This window comes from Kitasatospora sp. NPDC088742 (assembly GCF_055584905.1).
The window spans coordinates 58433-81978 of the sequence record NZ_JBVJLD010000036.1; the positions used below are offsets into that span (position 1 = coordinate 58433).

The window sequence follows — 23546 nt, forward strand, 5'->3', positions numbered from 1 at the left end:
CCACCCACCCTTTCCACCCACCAGAGGAGAACATCATGAGCTCGACCAACCCCTTCGAGGACGACGCCGCCCAGTACTTCGTGCTGGTCAACGCGGAGAACCAGCACTCGCTCTGGCCCGCCTTCGCCGAGGTCCCGGCCGGCTGGACCGTCGTCCACGGCGAGGACAGCCGCCAGGGCTGCACCGACTACGTGGACGCCCACTGGACCGACATGCGTCCGGCCAGCCTGATCGCCCGGACCGAGGCCACCTCAGCCTGAGCCACGGCGCCCGGGGCGGTGAGCCACGGTTCACCGCCCCCGCCCCGTACCGCTTCCGATCCCGAACAGACGGACACCAGTTGAGCACCGATCAGATCGCCCCGGCCGACCCCGGCGGGCTGACCGCCGAGGACCTCGCCGACGAGGACCTGGACCCCGCCGCGCTCTCGCCCGAGCGCCGCCGCCGGGCCCGCGCCCTGCTGCGCGGCGCGCTGCGCCCGCACCGGGGCCTGGTGGCCGCCGCGATGGTGGCCGCGGCGATCCGCCAACTCGCCCTGCTGGCCGTGCCCTGGTGCGTCCAGCGCGCGCTCGACGACGGCCTCACCAAGGACGACGGCGGCGCCCTGCTGTTCTGGAGCCTGGCCACCCTGGCCACCACGCTGGTGCAGTTCGCCGGTCTGTTCGGCTGGCAGTTCCTCTCCGCCTACGCCGACTGCAAGGTCGGCGCCGACCTACGCTCGCGCCTGCTGCGCCACCTGTCCGCCCTGGACCGCGGCGCGCTCGCCTCCCGCGGCCACGGCGACCTGGCGATGCGGGCCACCCGGGACACCGACCTGGTCCGCGAGTGGGTGCACGGGCTGGCGATCTGGGTGGTGCTGGCCACCACCTTCGTGGTCGTCCTCCCCGCGCTCGCCGCCCTCGACCTGAGCCTGCTGCTGGTCACCCTGGCCACCCTGCCGTTCCTGGTCTGGGTGAACCTCCACTTCCCCCAGCGCTTCGCCGCCGCCAGCGGAGAGCTGGCCAAGGCGCACGGCGACCGCGCCGACGCGGTGGCCGACCTGCTCCAGGTCGGCACCGGCCTGCGCGGCACCGGCGGCCACCGCCCCCTGGTGGACCGTCACCACGCCGCCAGCACCGAGGTGACCGCCCGCACCGTCACCGCCGCCAGGATCGAGGCGAGCTGGGCCGCCGTGGCCCCCTTCGTCCCCCGGGTCGCGGTCGCGGCCGGCGTCGGAATCGGCGGCCTCGCCGTGCTGGACGGCTCGCTGACCGTGGGCGGCCTGGTCGCCTTCTCCTCCTGGATGGCCATCGTCACCCTGGCCACCCGGGTCCTGGTCGACCGGCTGCTGGAGCGCGGCCAGGCCGACGTGGCCGCCGCCCGGATCGACGAGGCGCTCTCCATCCTCCCCACCATGGTCGAGCCCGCCCCCGGCACCGCCCGCCCGCTGCCCGCCACCGGCGCCCTGGTGCTCGACGGCGTCAGCGCCGTCCGGGACGGCCGCACCGTCCTGGCCCCGCTCGAACTCACCGTCCCGCACGGCGAGTTCCTCGCGCTCGACGGCGCCACCGGCTCCGGCAAGACCACCCTGCTGCGCCTGCTGGTCCGCCTGGACGACCCGGCCACCGGCTCCGTCCGGTACGGGGGGACCGACCTGCGCGAGGCCGCCCTGGACGAGGTTCGCACCCGGATCGCGTACGTGGCCCAGCGCCCCGTGCTGCTCTCCGGCACCGTGGCCGACAACCTGCGGCTCGGCCGCGAGCTGCCCGAGGAGGCCCTGGTCGAGGCCTGCCGGACGGCCGGCATCCACGAGCAGCTGGCCGCCATGCCCGACGGCTACGCCACCGAACTCGGCGAGGGCGGCACCGCCCTGTCGGGTGGTCAGGTCCAGCGCCTGGCCATCGCTCGGGCGCTGCTCGGCGACCCGAGGGTGCTGCTGCTCGACGACTCCACCTCCGCCCTGGACACCGCCACCGAGCGGCTGGTCCTGGAGCGGCTGAAGGCCTGGGCGGCCGACCGCACCCTCGTCTTCTGCACCCACCGCTCGGCGGTGCTGGCGGCCGCCGACCGGGTGGTCACCCTCAACTCCGTTGCTGCCTACGACCGTTCCGAGGAGGTGGCCCGTGGCTGAGCAGACCGTTCTCAAGGATGAGGCCGACCAGAAGCAGGTGCTGCGCCGCGCGGCCCCGTACCTGCGTCCGCACCGCACCAAGCTGGGCGTCGCGGTCGGCGTCGGCCTGGCCGACTCGGCCGCGCTGGTGGCCGTCGCCCCGCTGATCGGCCTGGCCACCGACGCCCTGCTGGACGGCGGCCGCCGGGTGCTCGGCACCGCCGTCGCCCTGCTGGTGGTGCTCGCGGTGGCGCAGCTGGCGCTGGCCCGGGCCGGGGAACTGCTGCTCATCAAGTCCGGCGAGCAGGTGGTCCGCACGCTGCGCGAGCGGGCGGTGGAGAACCTGGCGGTGGCCCCGCTGCGCTTCCTGGAGACCCACCGCAGCGGCGAGCTGCTGCGCCGGGCCACCGGCGAGGTGGCCGCGCTGGCCGCGTTCGTCCGGCTGCACCTGCGCAACCTGGTCTCCTCCGGGGCCACCCTGCTCTTCACCCTGGTCCTGCTGCTCGGGTACTCCTGGCTGATGCTGCTGGTGCAGCTGGCCGTCTTCCTGCCGCTCACCCTGCTGGTGACGCGCTGGTTCCAGCGCGACGCGGGCGCCGCCTTCGGCGGAAAGGCGGGGGCGGAGGCGGCCGTCGCGGCCACCTTCAGCGAGACCCTGACGGCCCGTGAGGCGCTGCAGACCTCGCGCGGGCTGGCCGGCTGGACGCGGCGCTTCGACCGGGAGAACGCCCAGGCCGTGACCGCCGCCCGGTGGGCGCTGCTGGTGGAGAACCGGATCGACCTGGTCTCGCTGGTCGAGGGCATGGCGATGGTGGTGCTGCTCGCGGTCGGCGGCTGGATGGTGACCGAGGACGCGCTGAGCATCGGCACGGTGGTGGTCTTCGTGGTCGCCAGCCGCAACCTCTTCGACTCCTTCACCGAGCTCTCCCAGCTGGTCGGCGAGGTGCAGGGCGCGAAGACCGGTCTGGCCCGGCTGCTCGAACTCCTGGACGCCACCGCGCCGTCGGGGCCCTCGGGGCCCTCGGGTGCGGTCTCCCTGCCGGAGCAGGGGGAGCTGCGGTGCGACGCCCTGGACTACCACTACCGCTCCGACCGGCAGACCCTGCACTCGGTGTCGCTGTCCTTCCCGGCCGGCAGCCGGACCGGGGTGGTCGGCGAGACCGGCTCGGGCAAGACCACCCTCGCCAAGCTGCTCTGCGGCCTCTACCGGCCGGACGGCGGCACGGTGAGCTTCGGCGGCACCGGCCTGGGTGAGGTGCCCGAGGCCGAACTCCGGCGCCGGGTGGTGCTGGTGCCGCAGGAGGTCCGGATGGTCACCGGCACCGTGGCGGAGAACCTCGCCCTGGTGCAGGGCGCCCCGACCCGGGCACGGATCGAGGAGACGGTGGCGCGGCTGGGCCTGGCCGGCTGGATCGCGGACCTGCCCGGCGGCCTGGACGCCGAGGTCGGCCAGCGCGGTGGGAACCTCTCGGCGGGGGAGCATCAGATCCTGGGCCTGGTACGGGCGGTGCTGGCCGACCCGGCGGTGCTGGTGCTGGACGAGGCCACGGCCGACATCGACCCGGTGACGGCGGCCCGGCTGGAGCACGCCTTGGACGAACTGCGGGCGGACTGCACGCTGATCGTGATCGCGCACCGGCCGGAGACCATCGCGCGGCTGCCGAGGGTGGTGCGGATGGCGGGCGGCCGCGTGGTGGCCGACGTGGCCTCGGCTGGTCTTCCCGCATGAAGTTAGGCTAGCCTAAGCTCACTTGCTCACTCCTGCGCTGAACGGGCCGACCATGACCACCGACACCACCGTGCCCGCCGCGAACGTCCCGCCCCGGCTGCGGATCGTCCGGCACCCGCTCAAGTACCGCCTCCTGGAGGTGAAGCGGGTGCTCCGGGTCACCCCGGGCACGGTGCGGGTCACCTTCGGCGGCGAGGCCCTGGAGGGCTTCTGCGAGCAGCAGCCGACCGACCACGTGAAGCTCTGCTTCGCGGAGGACGGCGCTGCCCTCCCGGTCGAGCCGGTGGTGGTGGAGGACACCTGGGTGGACGCCCCCGAGGGCCGGTCCGAGCCGCTCACCCGCGACTACACCATCCGTCACTACCGGCGGGAGGAGCGGGAGTTGGACATCGACATGGTGCTGCACGGCTCCGGTGTCGGGTCCTCCTGGGCGGCCTCGGCCGAGCCCGGGATGAAGCTCGGCGTCTTCGGGCCGCGCGGCTCCGAGGTGATCGACTTCGTCCACGACTGGTACCTGCTCGCCGCCGAGGAGACCGCGCTGCCGGCCCTCGCCCGCTGGATCGAGATGCTGCCCGCCGGGGTGAAGGTGCTGGCCTTCGCCGAGGTCCCCGGCCCCGAGGACGAGCAGGTCTTCGAGACCTCCACCGACCTCACCATGACCTGGCTCCACCGCGGCACCGCCCCGGCCGGCACCACCGACCTGCTGGAGCGGGCCGTCCGCGCCGCCGTCCTCCCCGAGGGCATGGGCTACTGCTGGGTGGCCGGCGAGGCCAACACCCTCAAGCCGATCCGCCGTCACCTGCGGGGCGAGCGCGGCCTGCTGAAGCAGCAGGTGGACGTGGACGGCTACTGGAAGCGCGGCACCGCCAACCACGACCACCACGAGGACGACGAACACCCGCACGCCTGAGCCCGACCGGCAATTGGGGGGTGGCGTCGCGACGCCGGGGCACGCGCCCCCACGCCGCTCCTTCACCCACCCCCCAATTGGCGGTCGGTCCGAGCCCGCCGTCCCACCTCCTCCTAGGACCCGCATGAGCACCGACATCCTCACCGCCCCGACCCCGCTCCGGCGGGCCGAGGCCGCCCGGCGGGGGCAGAGCACCAGGCGGAAGGTCGGCTGGCTGCTCGGCGGGCTGGCGCTGCTGGCCGTCCTGGTGCCGGCCGGGATCGCCGTCGGCGCCCGCTGGGTGCCGCCCGCGCGGGTGGTCGACGTGCTGCTGCACCGTCAGCCCACCGACGAGGACTGGATCGTGGTCCACCACGCCCGGATCCCCCGCACCCTGCTCGCCGTCGTGGTCGGTGCCGCGCTGGGCCTGGCCGGCACCCTGATGCAGGCCGTCACCCGCAACCCGCTCGCCGACCCCGGCCTGCTCGGCGTCAACGGCGGCGCGGCGGCGGCCGTCGCGGCCGGGACGGCGCTGTTCGGGCTGCGCGGCTTCCACTCCTTCGTCTGGTTCGCCCTCGCCGGGGCCGGAACCGCCGCCCTGGTGGTCCAGTTGCTCGGCTCCGGCGGCCGGGCCTCCGCCACCCCCGCCCGGCTGGCCCTCGCCGGGACGGCCGTCACGGCGGTGCTCACCGCGTTCGTCAACGGCCTGATCCTGCTCGACCCGCTCACCCTCGACCGCTTCCGCTACTGGCAGGTCGGCACCCTCGGCGGCCTGGACGCCGCCGTGCTCCGCCAGGTCCTCCCCTTCCTGGCCGCCGGCGCCCTGCTCTGCCTGGCGCTGGCCCGCCCGCTCAACGCCCTCGCCCTCGGCGACGAGACCGGCCAGGCCCTCGGCGCCCGCCCCGGCCGCACCCGCCTGCTCAGCCTGCTCGCCGTCACCCTGCTCTGCGGCGCGGCCACCGCCGCCGTCGGCCCGATCGCCTTCGTCGGCCTGGCCGTCCCGCACCTGGCCCGCCACGTCGCCGGGCCCGACCAGCGGTGGACGCTGCTGCTCTCCGCCGTCTTCGCCCCCGTCCTGCTGCTCGGCGCCGACATCCTCGGCCGCCTGGCCCTGCACCCCGCCGAACTCCAGGTGGGCGTCGTCACCGCCTTCCTCGGCGCCCCGCTCTTCATCGCCCTGGTCCGGGGCCGGAGGATCGCCCAGCTTTGACATCCTCCCCGCGCTGAGGCGCGGGGATTCCGGCCGCGCCTGCGGCACAGGGCTTGCGCCCTATCCCGTTGGCGTTCCGGTGGGTTCCTGTTTCGACGGGCTGTGCCTGGCGCGGGATTGCCGCGCCGGGTCCTACCGGCCCTCCGCAGGCGTTCTGCCTGTCCGCCTGTCCGGCGGCCAGGATGTTACGAGCGGCATTGAGGTCCCGATCGTGCAGCACACCGCACGCCCCGCAGGTCCACTCGCGCACCGCGAGGGGCTTGGGTCCGTCCAGGGCGCCGCAGGTGGAACAGACGTCACCGATCTTCGCCAGGTTCAGCTTCCCGTTGCCGCGGATGCGGAACCCGTTGCGGGTGAACCGCAGCGACTGCCGGCTGTCCTTACGGGACTTGAACCGGGGCAACCCCGTTGGGCGCCCCGCACGCTTGCCCGACAGCGAGTCGAGGAAGTTCCGGTACGCGGTGTCCAGATCCCGCAGGGACTGGATCAGCGGATCGACACCGACCGACGCGAGCCACGCCCGCTCCGGGGTCTTCTTCGCCGCGGTGATCACCAACTTCTGAAAATCGGTGCCCTTCGGATATGGCAGTCCGTTCTTCCGGGCGTCCCTCCGCGCCGCGAGGGCGTCGTTGTACACCACCCGAGCGCACCCGAACGTCCGTGCCAACGCAGCGCGCTGACCCACCGTCGGATAGACGCGATAGGAATACCGAAGATGCACAAGACATACCGACCGGAAGCCACTGACAACGGCTCACGCCCAAACCCCCGCCGCTTCACGGCTCCGGGTCAAGGATCCTCCCCCACCCTTTGGGTGGAGGGACTTTCCTCCCCCCGGCTGAAGCAGGGGGCACCCTGGAGGAAAACTCGGTGAAGCCCGTATTCCTTGAGGCTGTTCCTTCTCTCCGTGCGCTCCGCCTCCTCGGTGACCGCTCGCTCCGCCTCCACCCCCGCGCCGTCGCCGTCTGCCTGCTGCTGACCCTCGCCCTGGTGGGCTGCGGGGTCTGGGCCCTGACGGTCGGTGACTTTCCGGTGCCGGTCTCCGGCGTGCTGGACGCGCTGCTCGGCTCCGGTCCGCGCGGCACGCGGTACGTCGTCACCGAGCTGCGCCTGCCCCGTGTCCTGACCGCGCTGCTGGTCGGTGCCGCTCTCGGCCTGGCCGGCTCGCTGTTCCAGACCCTGGCCCGCAACCCGCTCGGCAGCCCCGACGTGATCGGCTTCACGGTCGGCTCGGCCACGGGCGCGCTCGCGGTGATCCTGGTCATCGGCGGCAGCGCGGCGACGGTCGCCGGGGGAGCGGTGACCGGCGGCCTACTCACCTCGGCCGTCGTCTACCTGCTGGCGCGGCGCGGCGGCGCCCAGAGCTACCGGCTGATCCTGGTAGGCATCGGGGTCAGCTCGCTGCTCGCCTCGCTCAACGCCTACCTGATCGCCCGCGCCTCGTTCAGCGACGCCCAGAGCGCGGCCGTCTGGCTCACCGGCAGCCTCAACGCCCGGGGTTGGGAGCACGTCGGCCCGCTCGCCGTGGTCCTGCTCGTGCTGCTCCCGGCCGCCCTGGTGCTGGGCCGCTCGCTTCGCCTGCTGGAGATGGGCGACGACACCGCCACCGCCCTCGGCATCCGCGCCGAACCCGTCCGCGCGGGGGTCATCCTGGTCGGCGTCGCCCTCGCCGCCGCCGCCACGGCCGCCGCCGGCCCGATCCCCTTCGTCGCCCTGATCGCCCCTCAGGCCGTCCGCCGCCTCACCCGCGCCACCGGTCCCAACCTGCTCGCCTCCGCCCTCCTCGGCGCGACCCTGCTGGCCCTCAGCGACCTCGCCGCCCAACGCCTGCTCGCCCCCACCCAACTCCCGGTCGGCGTCTTCACCGGCGTGGTCGGCGGCCTCTATCTGATCTGGCTGATCGCCCGTCAGTGGCGCCGCCGCTGACGCCGCGTCACGCGGATCGGAGGACCTGCGGGCCGGCAAAACACGTGGACGGTCCGCCGCGGAGCTGCGACGATGCCCCCTGCTTTCTTCGCGGAGGACAGTTGTTCGTTTTCGTGTGTGCGGGATGTGGCGCCGAGCTGACCATCCCGCTCTCCCCGGTCGCGCTGCCGGTTCATGCCCATCAGAAGTACGGGAACGGGATCCAGCTCCCGGTGCTCATGGGGTCGGGCACATTCGCGGTGGAACCGGAGCCCTGGGGGCCGCCGTGGCGGAGGCGGGAGGAGGTCGACCCGGACGAGGCGGTGGCCCGTCGCCGCCCTCACCACACTCGCCGCCCCGGTTGTTCCCCGCCGCTGGTGGCAACGGCGTCGGGGACCGGTGGCATGCTGAACCGTGCGGGCTGGGCCTGCGTCTCTCCTCACGACCGACACCACTCTCCCAGGAGCACGGACCATGGCTGACAAGGACGTCGAGCAGACCGACGGGCGGGCTGACGCCCTGGCACCCTGGTGGGCGGAGTTCGGAACGGTGGGGTCCGTCGCGCTGGTCGTCGTCGGGGGAGTCGCGGCGGTGTGGGTCACCTTCCGGCTGCCCGGCACCCCGGAGAACCTGGCGGCCGGCTACTACCAGGCCGCCAGGGTCGTGGCCATCGGCCTGGTGGCCGTGGGATGCACGGTGCTGGGCCGCCGCCGTGCCCGGGCCTCGGTCGACGAGGAGACGGGCGCTTAGCGGCTGTTGGCTGCCCTTATGCGGGGGGCTGTTGCCGGAGCTCTGCGGCCGGGAACGGCGTCCGTTTGGTCTCGGTGGTCAGCCGGCGGAAGAAGGTGTTCAGGACGGCGGTGACGTGCGTGTGGCGGTCGATGATGGCCGTGATCTCGGGTGGGACGTCGTCAGGTCGCCGGTCGGCCGTCCAGTCGTGCAGGTGGTACCGGAGCAGGTGGCTCGCGGTGTAGGCGTGGTCGTACGCGAGGTGGTCCGCGAGGAAGGCGGACTCCTCCGCCGAGAGGTCGAAGCGGGAGCTCAGGGCGAGCCCGAAGTCGGCGAAGTAGAGGCGGTGGCCGTCGGTGAGGACGTTGCCGAAGTGGGCGTCGAAGTGGACGAGTCCGTGCGAGCTCATGAAGGCTGCCCCGCGCGTCAGCGCTTCCTCCACCCAGCGGAAGGCCGAGCCGTCCAGGGCGTCCTGAACGTCGGTCAGCCATTCGGCGAGGGTGTGCGGCACGTGCTCCAGGAAGAGCACCAGGCTGTGCGAGGACCGGCCGAGGGCCTCCAGCCGGTCGCGGACGGCGGATGATCCGTCCCAGTGCGCCACCGCCCCCTCCAGTCCCCCGAACTCGTCGGTGAACCCTTCGGGAGGGGAGTCGGGCAGGACGCGCCAGTGGTACATGAGGGGGAAGTCCGCGTACTCGTCGGTGAGGACCCAGTTCGTGGTCATGGTGTGGACGGCGAGCTCCCGCCAGGCACCGAACCCGGCCGAACCCACTCCGTACTGGTAGTACGTCGGGAGTCCGAAGAGGTTCGCCGTCGACCGCAGGTTCTCGGGGCGGAGTTCGAGGTCCGTCAGCGAGACCCTCTTGACGAACACGCGCGTGCCGTCGACGTCCAGCTGCGCCGACCTGCCGCCGATGCCCGTCCCGAGCGCGGTGGCGGAGGCCACGACCTGCCCGAGGCGGTGGTCGCTCAGGAGGGAGAGTTCCGTGCCCACGGCTCCGTAGGCGGCCAGACGCGCGGACCGCTCCCCGTTCGTCGGCGGCCTCACCGGCGTGGACCGGCGGTGTGGACGACGGCGGGCCGCGGCGGTCGGCCGGATCCGGACCGAAGCTGCGGGAGTTCGTATTCCGGGGCGAGGAAGCTGCTGTACTCGGGCGGCGCGGAGCTCTCCGCCCAGTGCATCGAGCCGGCTATGACGTGGCCGCTGCCACCGGACCCGGGCTCCAGGAGGAAGGCCCGCCGCGAGGCGCGCGAGGGGCGGGGGTCGGTGGCCCTCAGGCGCTGCTCCTCCGCCGGTGAGGCGAGTCGCACGGTCAGCGTCCGGTAGTGGTCGTGGACGGAGAGGGCGCTGACGCCCTTGAAGAGGAGCTCCACCGTCGTTCGGTGCCCGGCCTCGAGGTCCCGCTCGCCACGGAAGAGGAGTTGACCGTGCCCGATGATGTAGGCGAACAGACTCAGGGGACGGTCGAAGGTGACCGGCAGGTCCACCTCCTCGGTCCGTTGCTCCGTCACGCGTGTCCTCGTTCCCCCGGCCGACCGGCTCCTCCGCAGCGGAGCCTCTGACGGGGCATCACCCTATCCGCGCCGGCCGATCGCCCGTCAGCGGCGTCGTCGCCGACCTCCGGCGGGCCGGGGAAACGGCCAGGACAGTGCGGGTGTGCCGTGGCAGGATGCGGCTGGACCCATGGGGAGGAGACGACGGAATGGGGATCGACTACAGCTATGAGGTGTTCGTGCCGACGGAGAACGTCGGCCGCGCGTTGGCCGAGCTGGCTGCCCTGGCACCGAGCGGGGACGGACGGCCGTCGACCACGGTCACGCTGCCCGGCGGTGAGCAGGTCGTGGTTCCGTTCACCTCGGGTTTCAAGAGCGACCCGGTCGACTGCTCCGAGAGCGGCACGGTGGAGCTCGACACCACGATCATGTTCGGAGTCGAGGACGACGCGATGCGCGAGCTGGCGGCGAGCCACGACTGGCGGCGCGATCAGCACGGCAGGTTGGCGATCGGATACATCTACCTCAGGATCTGGTTCGGGTCCGGGTGGCACCCCGACCACGCGCGCCTGGTCTTCACGGCGGCGGCGACGGGCATGAGCCTGGCGTTCGAACGGTCCAGCACGATCCGTGAGGTGTTCACGGGACTCACCGCCGCCAGCGGCGGGGTGTGCTGCCTGCTCGACACCGAGCGCGAGACCCGCCGGATCTGCTGGCTGAACGGCGGGCCGTGCGACCAGCCGGTCCCCGGCCCCCGCTTCGCCGACTACGGCGAGCTGGCGGCGAGTTGGTCCGTCGGCCGACGCTGACGGCGGCGTGCCGCGCACCCCGGGCTGCCGTCGTGAGGGAAGGCGTGAGAGCGTGGGCCGCCTCGCGACGGGAGCGGAGGAGAGCCGATGAGTGCCGGACGGATCCTGGTGGTGGACGACGACGCGGCGATCCGGCGTTCGCTGGAGCGCGGGCTGCGGCTCAGCGGCTTCGCCGTACGGACGGCCGGGAGCGGCCCCGAGGCGTTCGCCCTGCTGGCGGGGGAGCCGGCCGATGCCCTGGTGCTGGACGTCTCGATGCCCGGGCCCTCCGGGACCGAGGTGTGCCGGGAGCTGCGCGGGCGGGGTGACGAGACGCCCGTGCTGATGCTCTCCGCACTGGACGAGACCGCGGACCGGGTGAGCGGGCTGCAGGCCGGTGCGGACGACTACCTGGTGAAGCCGTTCGCCCTGGAGGAGCTGGTGCTGAGGCTGCGGGCCCTGCTGCGGCGGCGGCCCGCGCCGCCGTCGGCCACCCTGCGCTCGGGACCGCTGACGATCGACCAGGAGACCCGACGGGTCCACCACGGCACGGCCGAGATCACCCTCACCCGGCGGGAGTTCGAGCTGCTGGTGCAACTGGTCAGGAACACCGGCATCGTGCTGAGCCGGGACACCCTGCTGGAGCGGGTCTGGGGCTACGACTTCGAGGTGCGCACCGACGCGGTCGACACCTTCGTCAGCTACCTGCGCCGCAAGCTGGAGGAGGGCGGACGCCCGCGCCTGATCCACACCGTGCGGGGCGTCGGGTTCGTCCTGCGGCTGCCCGCCGAGGAGGGCGGGCGGTGAAGCTCTCCACCCGGATCGCCCTCTCGGTGGCGGTGATGGTGCCGCTGCTGGTGCTCGGGGCCGGGGTCCTGCTGCTCGGACTGGTCAACAAGGACCTGCGGGGCCAGCAGGACGCCCGGCTGCGGGACCGGGCCGCCGCCGTGCTGCCCTCGGCCCGGGCGCTGCTCGCCGCCGACCACAACGGACGGCCCAAGGCGGAGCAGAACCAGGGACGCAAGGTGCTCGGCGACGTGCTCGACTCCGGTGTCCGGGTGACCGCCGCCGACGGTGCCGTGGTGCTGGCGGGCGGCCCGTCCCCCGCTGATCCGGCGCGGCTGCCGAGCCGACCCGGCGGCCCGGTCACCGTCCGCGAACACGGGAGCGCCTGGCGGGTGCTGACCGTCCAGGTGGACGGTGCGGCGCCGGGCACCCTGGCCCTGATCGCCCCGGCCGCGGCCGACGGACCTCAGCTCGCCGCGGTCCGGCGCCGGGTGCTGCTGGTGACCCTGCTGGCCGCGCCGGTCTCCGGACTGCTCGCCCTCGGCCTGGCCGGCCGGGCGACCCTGTCGATCCGCCGGCTCAGCCGTCGGGCCGTCGAGCTCGACCCGGCGGCCGGTGCCGCGGCCTTCGCCCCCGGCCGGAGCCGGATCGCCGAGGTCGACGAACTCGCCACCGCCATCGGCACCCTGCTGGCCCGTTACGACGAACAGGCGGCCCGGACCGCCCGAGCGCTGGACACCGCGCGGTCGTTCTCCTCCGCCGCCTCGCACGAACTGCGCACCCCGCTGACCAGCATGCGCACCGACCTCGACGTGCTCGCGGCCCATCCCGACCTGCCGCCCGCCGAGCGCGCGGAGATCGTCCGCGACCTCCGTACGGACCACGGCCGCCTGGAGGAACTCCTCACCGCACTGCGCACCTTGGCCCAGGGCGACCTGGTGGAGGCCTCTGCCTTCGGCCCGCTGGACCTCGCGGAGCTGGCCGAGGACGCGGTCGGGGAGACCCGCCGCCGTCACCCCGAGGTGCGGCTGACCGCCGACGTCCCGTCGCAGGTCCTGGTGTTCGGCTGGGAGGGCGGCCTGCGGATCCTGCTCGCGAACCTGGTGGGGAACGCCGTGGTGCACGGGCACCAGTCCGGTGAGCCGAGCACCGTCACGGTACGGCTGCGGGCCGACGGCGGGTCCGCGGTGCTCACCGTCGACGACCTCGGCCCCGGTGTCGAACCGGCGCTGCGGCAGGCCGTCTTCACCCGCTTCCACCGACGGCCCGACAGCCCAGGGTCCGGCCTCGGCCTGACCCTGGTGGCGCAGCAGACCGCGCTGCACCGGGGGACGGTCACCGCGGGGCCCGGGCCCGGGGAGGCGGGCACCCGCTTCGAGGTGCGGCTGCCACTGCTGCGTGCGGGTGAGTCCGCGGTGCCGGCGCGGCTGCCGTCCCGGCGGGACTGGCTGACGGCCGATCAGGAGCGCTGATCGCGCGAGGGCCCGCGCCCACAAGGAATCCACAAGAATCCGCGCTAGCTTCCTGCCCGTCCGGAACCCGTGACCGGGGACCGGGGCCCAGTCGTCACCGTGACCGAAGGAGATCCAGCCATGCCCAGCAACCGCAAGGCCGTCGCCGCCGCTCTCGCCGGAGCGCTCGCCCTGGCGGGCACCCTGCTCGCCGGCGCGCCCGCGCAGGCGGAGTCCAAGCCCACCAAGGCCCCGACCGGCGACGGGGCGAAGGCGATCTGCAAGCGGCTCCCGAAGACCCAGGAGCACGTGGCCGCCGCACTGAACCGGCTCAACGGCGACGCGACCGTCGCCGGCTCGGTGGCCCGGCTGGAGCAGCGGGTGGCGAACGCCCAGTCCGCCGGCCACACCGAGATCCACACCCTGCTGAACGACCGTCTGACGCACCGCAAGAGCATGGTGCCCACCCTGCAGACCCGGCAGAACGACCTCAAGGCGGTGGCCACCTGGTGCGCCGGCCAGGCCGGTGCTCCGGCGCAGGGCAAGTGACCGGCCGTCACACCGCCGCCGTGCTCACCCTGGTGATCGTGGCGGCGCTGACCCTGGGCGCTTGCGGCCCGACGGCCTCGCACCACGGCGCCGACGACCGGCCGGGACAGTCGGCGGGCGCCGGCGGCGCCCAGGTGCAGGACATGCAGCAGAAGCTCGACGCGGCCGAGAGCGCGGCTGCCGAGGCCGACGCGGACAGCACCCAGGACAACTGAGACCGACCGGCGATTGGGGGGCGGCGTCGCAGCGGGCTCGAACGGGTGGGGTGCTCAGGCGGACTCCGCGGGGGAGGTGGTGCGGGAGCTGACGAAGGTGTCGGCCGCGTTGAGGTGGGCCGTGGTGGCGGTGCGGAGGGGGGTGTCCTGGGGGTGTTCGTCGGGGGTGCGGTGGTGGCGGACGGTCAGTTCGCGGCTGCCCTCGGGGCGGGCGGTGACGCGGTAGTCCCAGGGGTGGTCGGACTCGGGGGCGGCGGCGAGGCGGACGCCGACCTCGGTGGGGCGGTTGCCCGGGCCGAGGTAGGTGGACTCCTCGATGGTGCGCAGCTGCTGGGCGGGATCGCCGGTGAGGTCGTGCTCCTGACGCAGCGGCAGGTTCGGGCCCTCGCCGGAGACGGTGAGGTAGAGCTTGCCGACCGGCGGCAGGCCCTCCTGGAGGAGCGGGGCGGCGGCCGCCGCGGCCTCCGCCATCGCGGCGGTGACCAGTTCGTTGGCCGGGCCGTGGTCGGTCCAGGTCGCGCGGTGGACGTCGTACGGCTCGTGGTCCGGCCAGCCGTCCTTGGCCCCCGCGACCAGGTCGTCCAGGGTGACCGGGCCCTGGGCCGACTTCCGCTCCACGTAGTCGGCCACCTGGCGGAGCTCGTCGCCGGTCAGCGGTGTGCCGGCCGGCTTGCCGAGCAGGTCGCCGAGCAGGGCGGAGGTCGCGGCCGAGGAGCCGCCGGAGAGTGCGACCAGGCGGTCGGTGGCCCGGATGTGGGCGGTGCCGGCCTCGGTGGCGGCGGTGAACTCCCCGCCGTAGGCGGCCTGTCCGACCCGGAGGGTGCCGAGCAGCTGCTCGCGCGCGGCGGGCGGGGCGTTGGTGTGGTCGAACGGTCCGTCAGTTCCCGACACGGTCCGGTGGACGTCGTCGAGCAGGCCGGAGTCCTCGGTGGAGCGGAGTTCGCCGGTGTGGTGGTCGGGGGTGAAGGCGAGGTAGGAGTCGGACGGCAGGTCGACCTTGGTGGTGTCGGCGAGCGGGACGTCGACGGTGAAGGGGATGATGCCCTTCTCCTTGACGGGATTCTGCTTGCCGTCGAAGAGGGTCAACTCGACCTCGGCGTGGCCCTGGTAACGGGCCATCGGGACGGGGTACTTGCCGTTGGCGATGATCTGGCCCGCGTCGCCGTGGGTGCCGCCCTCCCGCCAGAGCCGCTGGGCGCCGCCGGTGAGGGCCGGGTTGTGGGTGACGTCCCCGGTGATCCGGGCGCCGACCTGGCCCTGCGCGCCGGCGTTCTTCGCCGACGGGTCCGAGTGGGCGGTGGAGGAGGAGGTGGAGTTGGAGGGGCTGGACTCCGAGGCCTTGTCGGTGTCCCGGTGCTCGAGGGAGACGATCTTCATGCCGACCTCGACCCCCTTGCCGCCGCCGAGCGTGACCCGTTTGGTGGGGACGGTGGCCGAGACCTCGGTGCCCTGGGTCGCGGTGTTGAACAGCGCGGAGAGCTGGCTGTGCGAGGTGGCCCCGCTGACCAGGGGCGCCATCTGCTCCCAGTCCTTCCGGCCGAAGAACTCCGGGCCGCGCAGCCGCGCGAGGTCCTGCACGCCTCCGACGTCGCCGAGGAAGCGCAGCACGTCGCTGTCGCGTAGCCCGCCCTCCCAGATCCGCTCCGGCGGTATCCGGACCTCGGTGGTCGCGGGCGCCTCGGGCGACAGGGTCCGGGGCGGCTTCGCGGGGGCGGTCGCCGTGTCTTCGGTGGCGGGCTTGGCGACCGGCACGGTCTCGCCGGTCTCGACGATGGTCTCGAAACCGAGCGCCGCCGTCCGCTGCTGGTGCACCGAGGGGCCGATCAACGGCCGCCTGGTCATGGTGAACTGGAGCTCCGCCTCGCCCCGGTAGGCGCTGCCGGGCAGCTTGGCCTTGGTGGCCGAGCCGGCCGAGGTGCTGGTGTTGCTGACCTCGGAGTGCTCCTGGCCGCGCCCGCCGGTGCCGGTCAGTCCGGCCGTCACCGAGACGGGCGTGTTCGGGACGGGCACCGCGGCGGTCACCCCCAGCAGGCCCTGGTGGCCGTGGGCGGTGCCCTTGGCGTCGGCGAAGGAGCGCTGGACGTCGGTGCCGGTGTTGAACTCGGTGGTGCCGGAGTCGCCCAGGTGCTCCATCCGGTCGCGGAGCACCGCGCCGACCCGGACGGTGGTGCGGCCGTGGTGCACCACGATCTCGTCGCCGGCCGTCATGCCCTTCAACCGGGACTGGAGCTTGTCGGGAGTGAGCTCCGCGTCCAGCTTGGTGCGCAGGCCGGGCCAGTCGCTGCCGAACGGGTTGCTCTCCAACTTGGGCTTCCCACCGGGGTTCCCGAAGGAGGGGAGAAGGGAGTTGGGCTTCCAGCCGGACTCGACCTGGGAGAGGAGCGAGTCGCCCAGCGTCTGCCGGGGGCCCGGGCCTGGGCTGGCGCCGGTGCTCGGGTTCGGCAGGGCGTGGACGTCGGTGACGATGGCGGAGGAGTCGAGGCGGCGGCCCTCCACGAAGCCCTTGGGCTGCGTGGTGGTGGGCCGCTCGACCGGGCCGGACACCGGTTCGGCGTCCCGGGTCGGGACGGCCACCCGGGCCACCGTGTCGACCTGTTGGACGTGCGAACCGTCGTTCACCCCGAGCCGGGTGAACTCGACCTTGACGTCGTAGGCGGTGTTCACGTCGAAGAAGATGGCCGGCTCGACGTGCTTGCCCCGGTTGGAGGCCGAGCCGACGGTCTCCGAACCGTGGCCGTAGGTCCGGTCCATCCGGTAGGTGTAGCCGCCGGTGGCGTCGACGATCGGTGCCCGCATCCGGAGCAGGCCGCCGCCGTCGAACCGCTCGCGGCCGTCCCGCAGATTGCCCTGGCCGCGCGAGGAGCGGCTGCCCGACTCGAACTCGTACTTGTCCGCCTTCGAGTGGTAGGCCGAGTCCTGCAGCCGTGCGGTGACGGTGACTTCGGCCTTCCAGGTGGTGCCGGAGACGGTCTCGGTGATCTGCCCGCCCCGGGTGAGCTGGGAGAGCTTGGTCTTCAGCGCGACCCGGTCGAGGGAGGCGTCGAGCTTCTGCTTCACCTCGTCCGAGGGTTCGCCGTACTTGTTCCGGACCGCGTCCTCGACCGAACTGCGCACCTTGTCGGCGCCGTTGAGGCTGTGCACCACGTAGGAGGCGTTCAGCTCGTGCTGCTCGCGCATCCGTTGCGGCGCGAGGTGGGTGGCCTCGGGCTTGGCCGGCTCCTCCTTCGGCCTGGGCTCGGAGGGCCGCTTGAAGTCGACCGAGCCGTCCTCGGTGCGCGGCGCCTGGACCTTGACGGTGTCCCGGGCGTCCAGGCCGACCTCGACCTTGAGCGGGGCCGAGGTGTCGGACTTGCCGGCACCACCCTTCTCGCCGGGCGGGCCGAAGTGCACGTCCACCGTCAGCCCGGCACCGTAGATGACCTGCGGCGCCGAGTACTTGCCGTTGGCGTACACCCGGTCGGCCTGCCGCCCCTGCGCACCGGCCCGGTCGCGCTGCTGGCCGTTGACGCCGCCGACCAGGTCGGCGCCCGGCGCACCCGGGGTGGGCTTGGCGACGGTGCCGCCGACCTGGCCGTTCACCAGGGCGGTGCGGGAGAGCAGTTGGCGGTCGAGGTGGAAACTGCCGGTCTCGTTCACGGTGTTGAGCTCGGCCTTGCCGTCCTCGCGCCGGTAGGTCATCTGCTCGACCCGGGCGGTCGCCGTGACGACCAGGTCCTCCTTGCCCGGGATCTTGATCTCCAGGGGCTCGCCTCGGGTCATCCCGGTCAGCTTGGCGGCCAGGTTCGGCTGGCTGAACCCTTGCAGGACCTGCTCCCTGACGGAGTCCCAGTCCTTGCCGAAGCGCTCCCGGCCCTGGGCGTCCACCGCCTGGCGCAGCGCGGCGGTGCTCTCCAGGTCGCGGACCACGACCGTCTCGCCGAGGCCGCCCCGGTCGTTGCCGCCGTGCCAGACGGAGTCGGGCGGGCTGGTGACCTCGTGGGTGGGCGGCGGAGTGGTCTCGTCGGGCTTCGGCGCGGGGGTGGTCTCGTCGGGCTTCGGCGAGGGGGTGGTCTCGTCGGTCTTGGGGGCCGGGGTGGTGGTGTCGGCGCGGTCGACCAGGAGTTTGACGTCCGCCGTGCCCGCCGCGTGCGTCTCGGGCTTGCCGTTGAAGGTCATCTCGAACTGCACTGGGCCCTCGTACCGCACGCCCGGCACCTTCGACTTGCTGGTCAGCTGGGACGTCCGGCTGTCACCGGAGATCTCGACGTGGTCCCGCCCGAGCCGCCCCGCGCCGCCGCCGCTGAACACCGCGGGCGCCGGACGGAGCGCACCGGCCAGTCCGAACTGCCCTGCGTTCCCACGGGTGTTCGCGGTGCTGCGGACCTGCTGGACGGAGGTGCCGATGTTGAACTCGGTCTCCTTGGTGGTCCCGGTCTGGCGCAGGTCGCCGACCTTGGCGCTGATTTCGACCGTGCCGAGGGTGTTGCCACGGCGGTCCTTGAGGGTGACCGTGCTCGGTTCGCCGGCCGTCATGCTCTTGAGGTCCCGCTGGAGCCGGGGGAGGTCGACCTCGGCGAGGACCTTCTCGCGCATCGCCGGCCAGTCCTTGCCGAACTCCTGCTTCGCCGCCGCCTCGACCTGGTCGAGCAGTGCCTCGACGGGCTGCTTGCCGGTGGGGCCGCCGCCGTGCGGGGAGAGGTCGAGCACGATCTCCTGGCCGCCGACCCGGCCGTCCAGCAGGCGCTGCGGGGGCGTGCGCAGTTCGCCGACCGAGTCACCGTCAGGACGCTGCGGCACCGCGACGTTCAGGCTGAGATCGACCGCCTCGGTGTGGCGGCCGGAGGGGTCGGTGGTGACGGGCTGGTGGTCGTGGCGCAGCGAGCCGAAGTCGAGCTCCAGCTTCATCTTGGTCTCGAACACGTCGGCGGGCTCGGAGGTCTTGGACCGGGCCACCATGCCGCCGAGGTCGAGGTTGACCTCGCCCTGGCCGCGGTCGTGGAAGTACGAGGCCAGCTCGGCCCCTTCGGCGCCGGCGCCCGCCTGGCGGGTCTGGAGCCCGATGTTGTACTGCCACTGCGAGTCCCGGCCGCCGCCGAGCGCGACGGTGCGGTCGGCGCCGTTCTCGAACTCGATCTTCTCGGTGCGCAGGTGGGTCGACTCGGTGACCTCGCCTCGGAGCTTGATGTTGCCACTCCAGCCGTTGCCTTCGAGCGGGACCGTCCAGGTCTCCCCGCGCGATAGCGCGCTGAGCATCGGCCGCAGGGTGGCCGGGCCGAAGTGGGCGTCGGCGAAGGCCCGCGCGGCCGCCCGGTCACCCGGGACGACCCCGGCGAGCACGTCGATGACCTTCTGACGGACCGCCGCCTCGTTCCCGGTGAGGCCGACGACGAGGTCGTTGCCCGCGATCGGGCGGGGAGCGGTGCTCTCCGCGGCGGGCGCCTTCGGCTCGGCCTCGGGGGGCGTGGCGGGCTTCTCGCCGGGCTCCTCGGGCCTGACCTCGGGGTTCTTGGTCTCGGGCTCCTTGGTCTCGGGCTCCTTGGTCTCGGGCTCCTTGGTCTCCGGCTCCTTGGTCTCGGGCTCCTTGGTCTCGGGCTCCTTCACCTCAGGGGTGGGGTCCTTCGGGGGAGCGGGCTCGTCCTTCTTCTGCCCGTTGCTGGGGTCCTCGGCCTTGACCTCCGGTGCCTTGACCGCCGGGGTGGGGTTGGGGGTCGGCGTGACGGCCGGCGGGTGGACGGGCGCCGGTTCGCTGCCGTCGTAGTGGTTGCCCCGGTGATAGACCGTCACCTGCTGCCCGTCCGGCGGACCGAAGACCGCCAGCGGGGTGCCGTCGTGGTCGAGCACCCGCATGCGCAGGTCGAGTGCGTGGGCGGCGGCGGCCGGGAGCATCTCGCCCTCGGTGGTCAGCCAGCGGTTGCGCCAGTCGCGGACGGTCCGCAGCAGCGCGTCCCGCTCCTCGGGCGTGGGCGGCGGGGTGTTGTCGGCGAGGTGGTCGCCGACGATCTGCCGCAGGTCGTCGAGCGGCATCCCGACGTATCCCTCCCGGACGTCGCGCGGGAGGTACTCGAGGAGGTCGTTCGCGGTCAGGTCCGGGCGGCCGAGCTGGTGGTTGCGGTAGTTGGCGACCACCTCCGGGGGCCACTGCTGCCGGGGCAGGTCGGTGAAGTGCCGGTCCACCGCCGTCTGCAGCCGCCGCGCCGGGCTGACCGCGCCCGTGCCGTGCGTGCCCGGCAGCCCGGGGGCGCTCACGGCGAGGGAGTTGAGCAGGCAGAGGCCGTCGCCGGCCACCGGCACCCGGGGGCCGGGCGGCGGGAAGGTGGCGTCCGACGGGGTGGGGTGGGCGGGTGCCGGGACGTGGGTGGTGCCGGGGGTGGTGGTCGAGTCGGTGGAAGTCGGGGTCTCTTCGGCGGTCTTCGGAGGCTGGTGCTCCTGGGGCGGGGCGTGGGTCGGTGCCGGTGTGGGGGGAGCCGCGGCGTCGATCCGGCCCATGAACTCCCGGAAGCCGTCGTACACCTGATCGTCCGTCGGCGCGGGGTCTCGCGGCGCGCGCTCGGGGCCGGGCTTGAGGGAGCCGGAACCGGCGGAGGGCCTGGTGGTCGGGGTGGCCGTGGGAGTGGTCGGCCGGGAGGGGGTCGGGGCCGGTTCTGCGGGGCGGCTGGTGCCGCCTCCGCGGTTGCCGGTCGTCGTCCCGGTGCCGTGGCCGCCGACCGGTCCGGTGACGAAGCCGCCGGGGGCCGGGGGAGTGGCGGCCGGGTTCTGGGCGGGGGCGGAGGGCTCGGGCGAGACCCGGCCGGTCACCACCGGCTCCGGTTCGTTCCGGGTGGGCGACTGGCCGCCGGAGATCCGGGTGCCGCCGTCGAGGTTGGTGTGACCGCCGCCGCCGAGCGTCCCGGCGAGGTTGGGGACCGAGGTGGAGCCGACGCGCTGCTGCGAGGACAGGTCCGAGGACTCGGTCACGGACTCGCGTACGGGGGTGGCCGCGTGCGCGACGGGAGCGGGGGCCGGGGCGGACTGCTCGTGCACGGGCGTGGCGGGCCGGGAGGCGGGCGGCTCGGCCGGCTGCTCCTGCCGCTGCACGGGTGTCTCGGAGGCACCGCGCTCCGTGGCGGGTTGGTGGGCCGGTTGGGGCGTGCTCTCCGCCACGGACGGGCGAGGGGCCGGGTCGTGAGTGACCGTCGGCTCGACGGGGCTGCGCTGGAGGGTGGAGTCGTGGGGCGTGACGGGGGTGCTGTCGGTGCGGGTGAGCAGCGGCTCGTGGGCGGTGGCGGGCTGGTCCTGGCGGAGGGTCGGCTCGGAGTGGCTGCGCTGGAGGACCGGCTCCTGGGGCGTTACCGGGGTGCTGTCGGTTCGCGTGAGCAGGGGCTCCTGACGGACGGTCGGCTCGTGCGGGGTCGCCGGGGTGACCGGGGTGCTGTCGGTGCGGGTGAGCAGCGGCTCGTGGGCGGTGGCGGGCTGGTCCTGGCGGAGGGTCGGCTCCGAGTGGCTGCGCTGGAGGACCGGCTCCTGGGGCGCTACCGGGGTGCTGTCGGTTCGCGTGAGCAGGGGCTCCTGACGGACGGTCGGTTCGTGCGGGGTCGCCGGGGTGACCGGGGTGCTGTCGGTGCGGGTGAGCTGTGGTTCCTGGCGGACGGTCGGTTCGACGGGGCTGCGCTGGAGGGTGGAGTCGTGGGGCGTGACGGGGGCGCTGTCGGTGCGGGTGAGCAGCGGCTCGTGGGCGGTTGCGGGCTGGTCCTGGCGGAGGGTCGGCTCCGAGTGGCTGCGCTGGAGGGTCGGTTCGTGCGCCTGGACCTGTTCGCGTGGGGTCGTGACGGGCGAGTCCTGGCGCGGCACCGCCGTGTGCACCTGGGTCGGCTCAGTGGGCACCGAGCGCTGGGACGTGGGGTCGAGGGAACGCGTCGTCCCGGTCACCGTGTGCTCGGCGGGCGTGTGCTGGCCGACCTCCGTGCGGGAGAAGGTCGGTGACGAGGGTTCACTCAGGGAGCGGCTGGAGCCGAACGGGGTCAGACCGTTCACCCGCTGCTCTCCCGCGCTGCTGCTGGGGCGGCCCTCGGCCGTGCCGTGCGTACCCGTGCCGGAGGTGGAGCCCTGGTCGCCGTCCAGGGAACGGCTGGTCGAACCGCCACCGCCTTCGCCGGCCGGGCCGTGGTAACTGCCTTCCGTCGCACGGGGCGTGGACTTGGTGAAGGTCGGCTGGCCGTCGCCGCCGTCGAGCGAGCGGGTGCCCGCCGTGTCGACGTGCGGCAGGTCTCCGGCCTTGGGGGCGTTGAGGTGGCCCTTGATCGCGGAGGAGCCGGCGTGCAGGCCCGCGCCCGCGCCGCCGGAGAGGCCGGAGCCGAGCAGGGACTCGCCGTCCACCTTGCCGGTGGTGATCAGCTGGGTGGAGACGTCCGCGCCGACGCCGACGGCCGCGCCCGTGGCCATCTTCCCGACCGTGGAGTTGAGCGCCCGTTCGGCGCCGAGCTTGGCGCCCGCCCCGCCGATCCCCTTGCCGATCAGGTGGGCGGAGGCCCCGCCGACCGCGCCGCCCAGCGCGTTCTGGCCCAGCTCCTTCATGTCGATGCTCTTGCGGTGGCCCTCGGCGACCTGGATGCCCTGGGCAAGCAGGTTGATGGCGGCCATCTGGGCGGCCTGCTTGGCCGCCATCTCGATCATTTCCTTGAGCAGGGTCTTGAGGATGGTGGTGACCACGGTCCGGCTGACCCCGACCATCACGGGCACCTGGAGCAGCGAGGCACCCGCCGTGAACGGGGCCTCCGCCTCGGCGGTGGCGATCTCGAAGGCGAGGATGCCGAGTTGGGCGATGATCTGGATCTTCGCGGTCTCGGCGGCGTTGGCCGTCTGCTCCAGCATGTCGCCCATGCCGTTGAGCGAGTTGACCGCGCCGGGCAGGTAGCCGGGCTCCTCCGGGGTGCCCTTTCCGGTGGCGTAGTTCGCCCAGTAGGCGGCCAAGGCCTCGGCGGCGCGGCCCTGTTGGCCGTCGAGCGCGCGTTTGATCGCGGCGTCGGAACTCTCCGTGGCGTCCGTCAGGTCCGAGGCGGCCTGACGGCAGCGTTCGGCCATGTCGCGGAGCAGGTCCTCGTCCGCTTCGGGCCAGCGGCAGCCGGCCAGCAGCAGGAGCACCCACTGGAGGGGTTCGGGGAGTTCGACGGCCATGGGGTCAGTGCCTTCCGCTCTGCGAGATCCGCGGGGTCACCGGGATGTGCACGGGGTTGTTCAACGGCGCGTCCTGAAGGACCGGCGCCGCGGGGATCGCGATCTCGGTGGCGTCGAGGGTCTCCAGCGCGGAGACGATCGTCTGCTCCGCGTCGTCGTAGCCCTCGGCCATCGCCTTCATGCCCTCGGCGATGCCCTTCAGCGCCTCGGGCAGGCCCTTGACGACCTCCAGGGTGTCCTTGCTGAACTTCAGGTAGCCCTTGTCGCCCTCGGCGAACTTCTTGCCGGAGTCGTCGTTGCCCCAGGGGTTCGTCGCCTCCGCCGACGGCAGGAAGGCCTCCAAGGAGGCGTACAGCGCCCGGACTTGCTCAGCGGCGGCGAGCAGCGGCGACACCGCCGCCTGGTACTGCTCCGGCTTGACCTGGAACCCCTGCCCGGCGCCGTCCCCGCCCTGGGCGGGGACGGAGGTCCCGCTGACGCGTCTCGCCGCCTGCAGCGCATCGGTCCGGGCCGGCTCGTCGTTGCTCATGGTGCTCCTCCGTCAGCGGCACGGGCGCCGGACGCGCCTCCAGCGCGGGAGGCT

At 73.5% G+C, this 23546-nt stretch carries 17 protein-coding genes and 1 pseudogene; 13 read left to right on the forward strand and 5 right to left on the reverse strand.

Annotation, left to right across the window (positions count from 1 at the left end; genetic code table 11):
* Positions 1 to 35: 35 nt before the first annotated feature.
* The 5 genes from ACZ6ZR_RS25610 (at position 36) to ACZ6ZR_RS25630 (ending at position 5917) form a co-directional block, all read left to right on the forward strand.
* On the forward strand, positions 36 to 260 hold the full coding sequence (locus ACZ6ZR_RS25610) for an MbtH family protein (protein WP_465646016.1): 225 nt from the start codon (positions 36 to 38) through the stop codon (positions 258 to 260).
* A gap of 80 nt (positions 261 to 340) precedes the next feature.
* Complete coding sequence (locus ACZ6ZR_RS25615; RefSeq protein WP_465646018.1) at positions 341 to 2110, forward strand: ABC transporter ATP-binding protein; 1770 nt, start codon at positions 341 to 343, stop codon at positions 2108 to 2110.
* Positions 2103 to 3818 (forward strand): ABC transporter ATP-binding protein, encoded by a 1716-nt coding sequence (locus ACZ6ZR_RS25620; protein WP_465646020.1) that lies wholly within the window; start codon positions 2103 to 2105, stop codon positions 3816 to 3818. Before ACZ6ZR_RS25615 ends, ACZ6ZR_RS25620 begins: the two co-directional genes overlap by 8 nt.
* A 22-nt stretch (positions 3819 to 3840) precedes the next feature.
* Positions 3841 to 4728, forward strand: coding sequence for a siderophore-interacting protein (locus ACZ6ZR_RS25625; protein ID WP_465646022.1), 888 nt, complete (start codon positions 3841 to 3843; stop codon positions 4726 to 4728).
* Positions 4729 to 4852: 124 nt separating this feature from the next.
* The gene (locus ACZ6ZR_RS25630) at positions 4853 to 5917 is read left to right on the forward strand and encodes a FecCD family ABC transporter permease (RefSeq protein ID WP_465646024.1); all 1065 of its coding nucleotides are present in this window, start codon (positions 4853 to 4855) and stop codon (positions 5915 to 5917) included.
* Here the strand turns inward: ACZ6ZR_RS25630 and ACZ6ZR_RS25635 are convergent.
* Entirely contained in the window at positions 5877 to 6638 is a 762-nt protein-coding gene (locus tag ACZ6ZR_RS25635) for a transposase (RefSeq protein ID WP_465646026.1), read from the reverse strand. The two genes, ACZ6ZR_RS25630 and ACZ6ZR_RS25635, sit on opposite strands and share 41 nt — an antisense overlap.
* Positions 6639 to 6787: 149 nt before the next feature.
* Between ACZ6ZR_RS25635 and ACZ6ZR_RS25640 the strand changes: the two genes are divergently transcribed.
* The 3 genes and pseudogenes from ACZ6ZR_RS25640 to ACZ6ZR_RS25650 all read left to right on the forward strand — a co-directional run bounded on the left by ACZ6ZR_RS25640 (position 6788) and on the right by ACZ6ZR_RS25650 (position 8572).
* Entirely contained in the window at positions 6788 to 7843 is a 1056-nt protein-coding gene (locus tag ACZ6ZR_RS25640) for a FecCD family ABC transporter permease (protein ID WP_465646028.1), read from the forward strand.
* A gap of 101 nt (positions 7844 to 7944) precedes the next feature.
* Positions 7945 to 8154: pseudogene (locus tag ACZ6ZR_RS25645) on the forward strand (hypothetical protein); the annotation flags it as partial.
* A 142-nt stretch (positions 8155 to 8296) separates the two neighbouring features.
* Positions 8297 to 8572: a hypothetical protein gene (locus ACZ6ZR_RS25650; protein ID WP_465646030.1), complete on the forward strand. Its 276-nt coding sequence runs from the start codon at positions 8297 to 8299 to the stop codon at positions 8570 to 8572.
* A gap of 16 nt (positions 8573 to 8588) precedes the next feature.
* On the opposite strand, the gene ACZ6ZR_RS25655 is transcribed toward ACZ6ZR_RS25650, so the two are convergent.
* Together ACZ6ZR_RS25655 and ACZ6ZR_RS25660 are read right to left on the reverse strand one after the other, a co-directional pair.
* Complete coding sequence (locus ACZ6ZR_RS25655; protein WP_465646032.1) at positions 8589 to 9545, reverse strand: protein kinase family protein; 957 nt, start codon at positions 9543 to 9545, stop codon at positions 8589 to 8591.
* A 50-nt stretch (positions 9546 to 9595) separates the two neighbouring features.
* Positions 9596 to 10063 (reverse strand): hypothetical protein, encoded by a 468-nt coding sequence (locus tag ACZ6ZR_RS25660; protein WP_465646034.1) that lies wholly within the window; start codon positions 10061 to 10063, stop codon positions 9596 to 9598.
* Between the two features lie 191 nt (positions 10064 to 10254).
* On the opposite strand from ACZ6ZR_RS25660, the gene ACZ6ZR_RS25665 reads away from it, so the two are divergent.
* The 5 genes from ACZ6ZR_RS25665 to ACZ6ZR_RS25685 all read left to right on the forward strand — a co-directional run bounded on the left by ACZ6ZR_RS25665 (position 10255) and on the right by ACZ6ZR_RS25685 (position 13834).
* Positions 10255 to 10854: a hypothetical protein gene (locus tag ACZ6ZR_RS25665; protein WP_465646036.1), complete on the forward strand. Its 600-nt coding sequence runs from the start codon at positions 10255 to 10257 to the stop codon at positions 10852 to 10854.
* Positions 10855 to 10941: 87 nt separating this feature from the next.
* On the forward strand, positions 10942 to 11640 hold the full coding sequence (locus ACZ6ZR_RS25670; protein ID WP_465646038.1) for a response regulator transcription factor: 699 nt from the start codon (positions 10942 to 10944) through the stop codon (positions 11638 to 11640).
* Positions 11637 to 13091 carry a sensor histidine kinase gene (locus tag ACZ6ZR_RS25675; protein WP_465646040.1) on the forward strand — a complete coding sequence of 485 codons (1455 nt, stop codon included), beginning with the start codon at positions 11637 to 11639 and terminating at the stop codon, positions 13089 to 13091. Before ACZ6ZR_RS25670 ends, ACZ6ZR_RS25675 begins: the two co-directional genes overlap by 4 nt.
* Positions 13092 to 13211: 120 nt before the next feature.
* The gene (locus ACZ6ZR_RS25680) at positions 13212 to 13619 is read left to right on the forward strand and encodes a hypothetical protein (protein ID WP_465646041.1); all 408 of its coding nucleotides are present in this window, start codon (positions 13212 to 13214) and stop codon (positions 13617 to 13619) included.
* Positions 13616 to 13834 (forward strand): hypothetical protein, encoded by a 219-nt coding sequence (locus ACZ6ZR_RS25685; RefSeq protein WP_465646043.1) that lies wholly within the window; start codon positions 13616 to 13618, stop codon positions 13832 to 13834. The genes ACZ6ZR_RS25680 and ACZ6ZR_RS25685 overlap by 4 nt, the downstream gene beginning before the upstream one ends.
* Before the next feature lie 54 nt (positions 13835 to 13888).
* On the opposite strand, the gene ACZ6ZR_RS25690 is transcribed toward ACZ6ZR_RS25685, so the two are convergent.
* Positions 13889 to 22963 (reverse strand): WXG100-like domain-containing protein, encoded by a 9075-nt coding sequence (locus ACZ6ZR_RS25690; protein ID WP_465646045.1) that lies wholly within the window; start codon positions 22961 to 22963, stop codon positions 13889 to 13891.
* Positions 22964 to 22967: 4 nt separating this feature from the next.
* Positions 22968 to 23492: a hypothetical protein gene (locus ACZ6ZR_RS25695; RefSeq protein WP_465646047.1), complete on the reverse strand. Its 525-nt coding sequence runs from the start codon at positions 23490 to 23492 to the stop codon at positions 22968 to 22970.
* Positions 23493 to 23546: the final 54 nt, after the last annotated feature.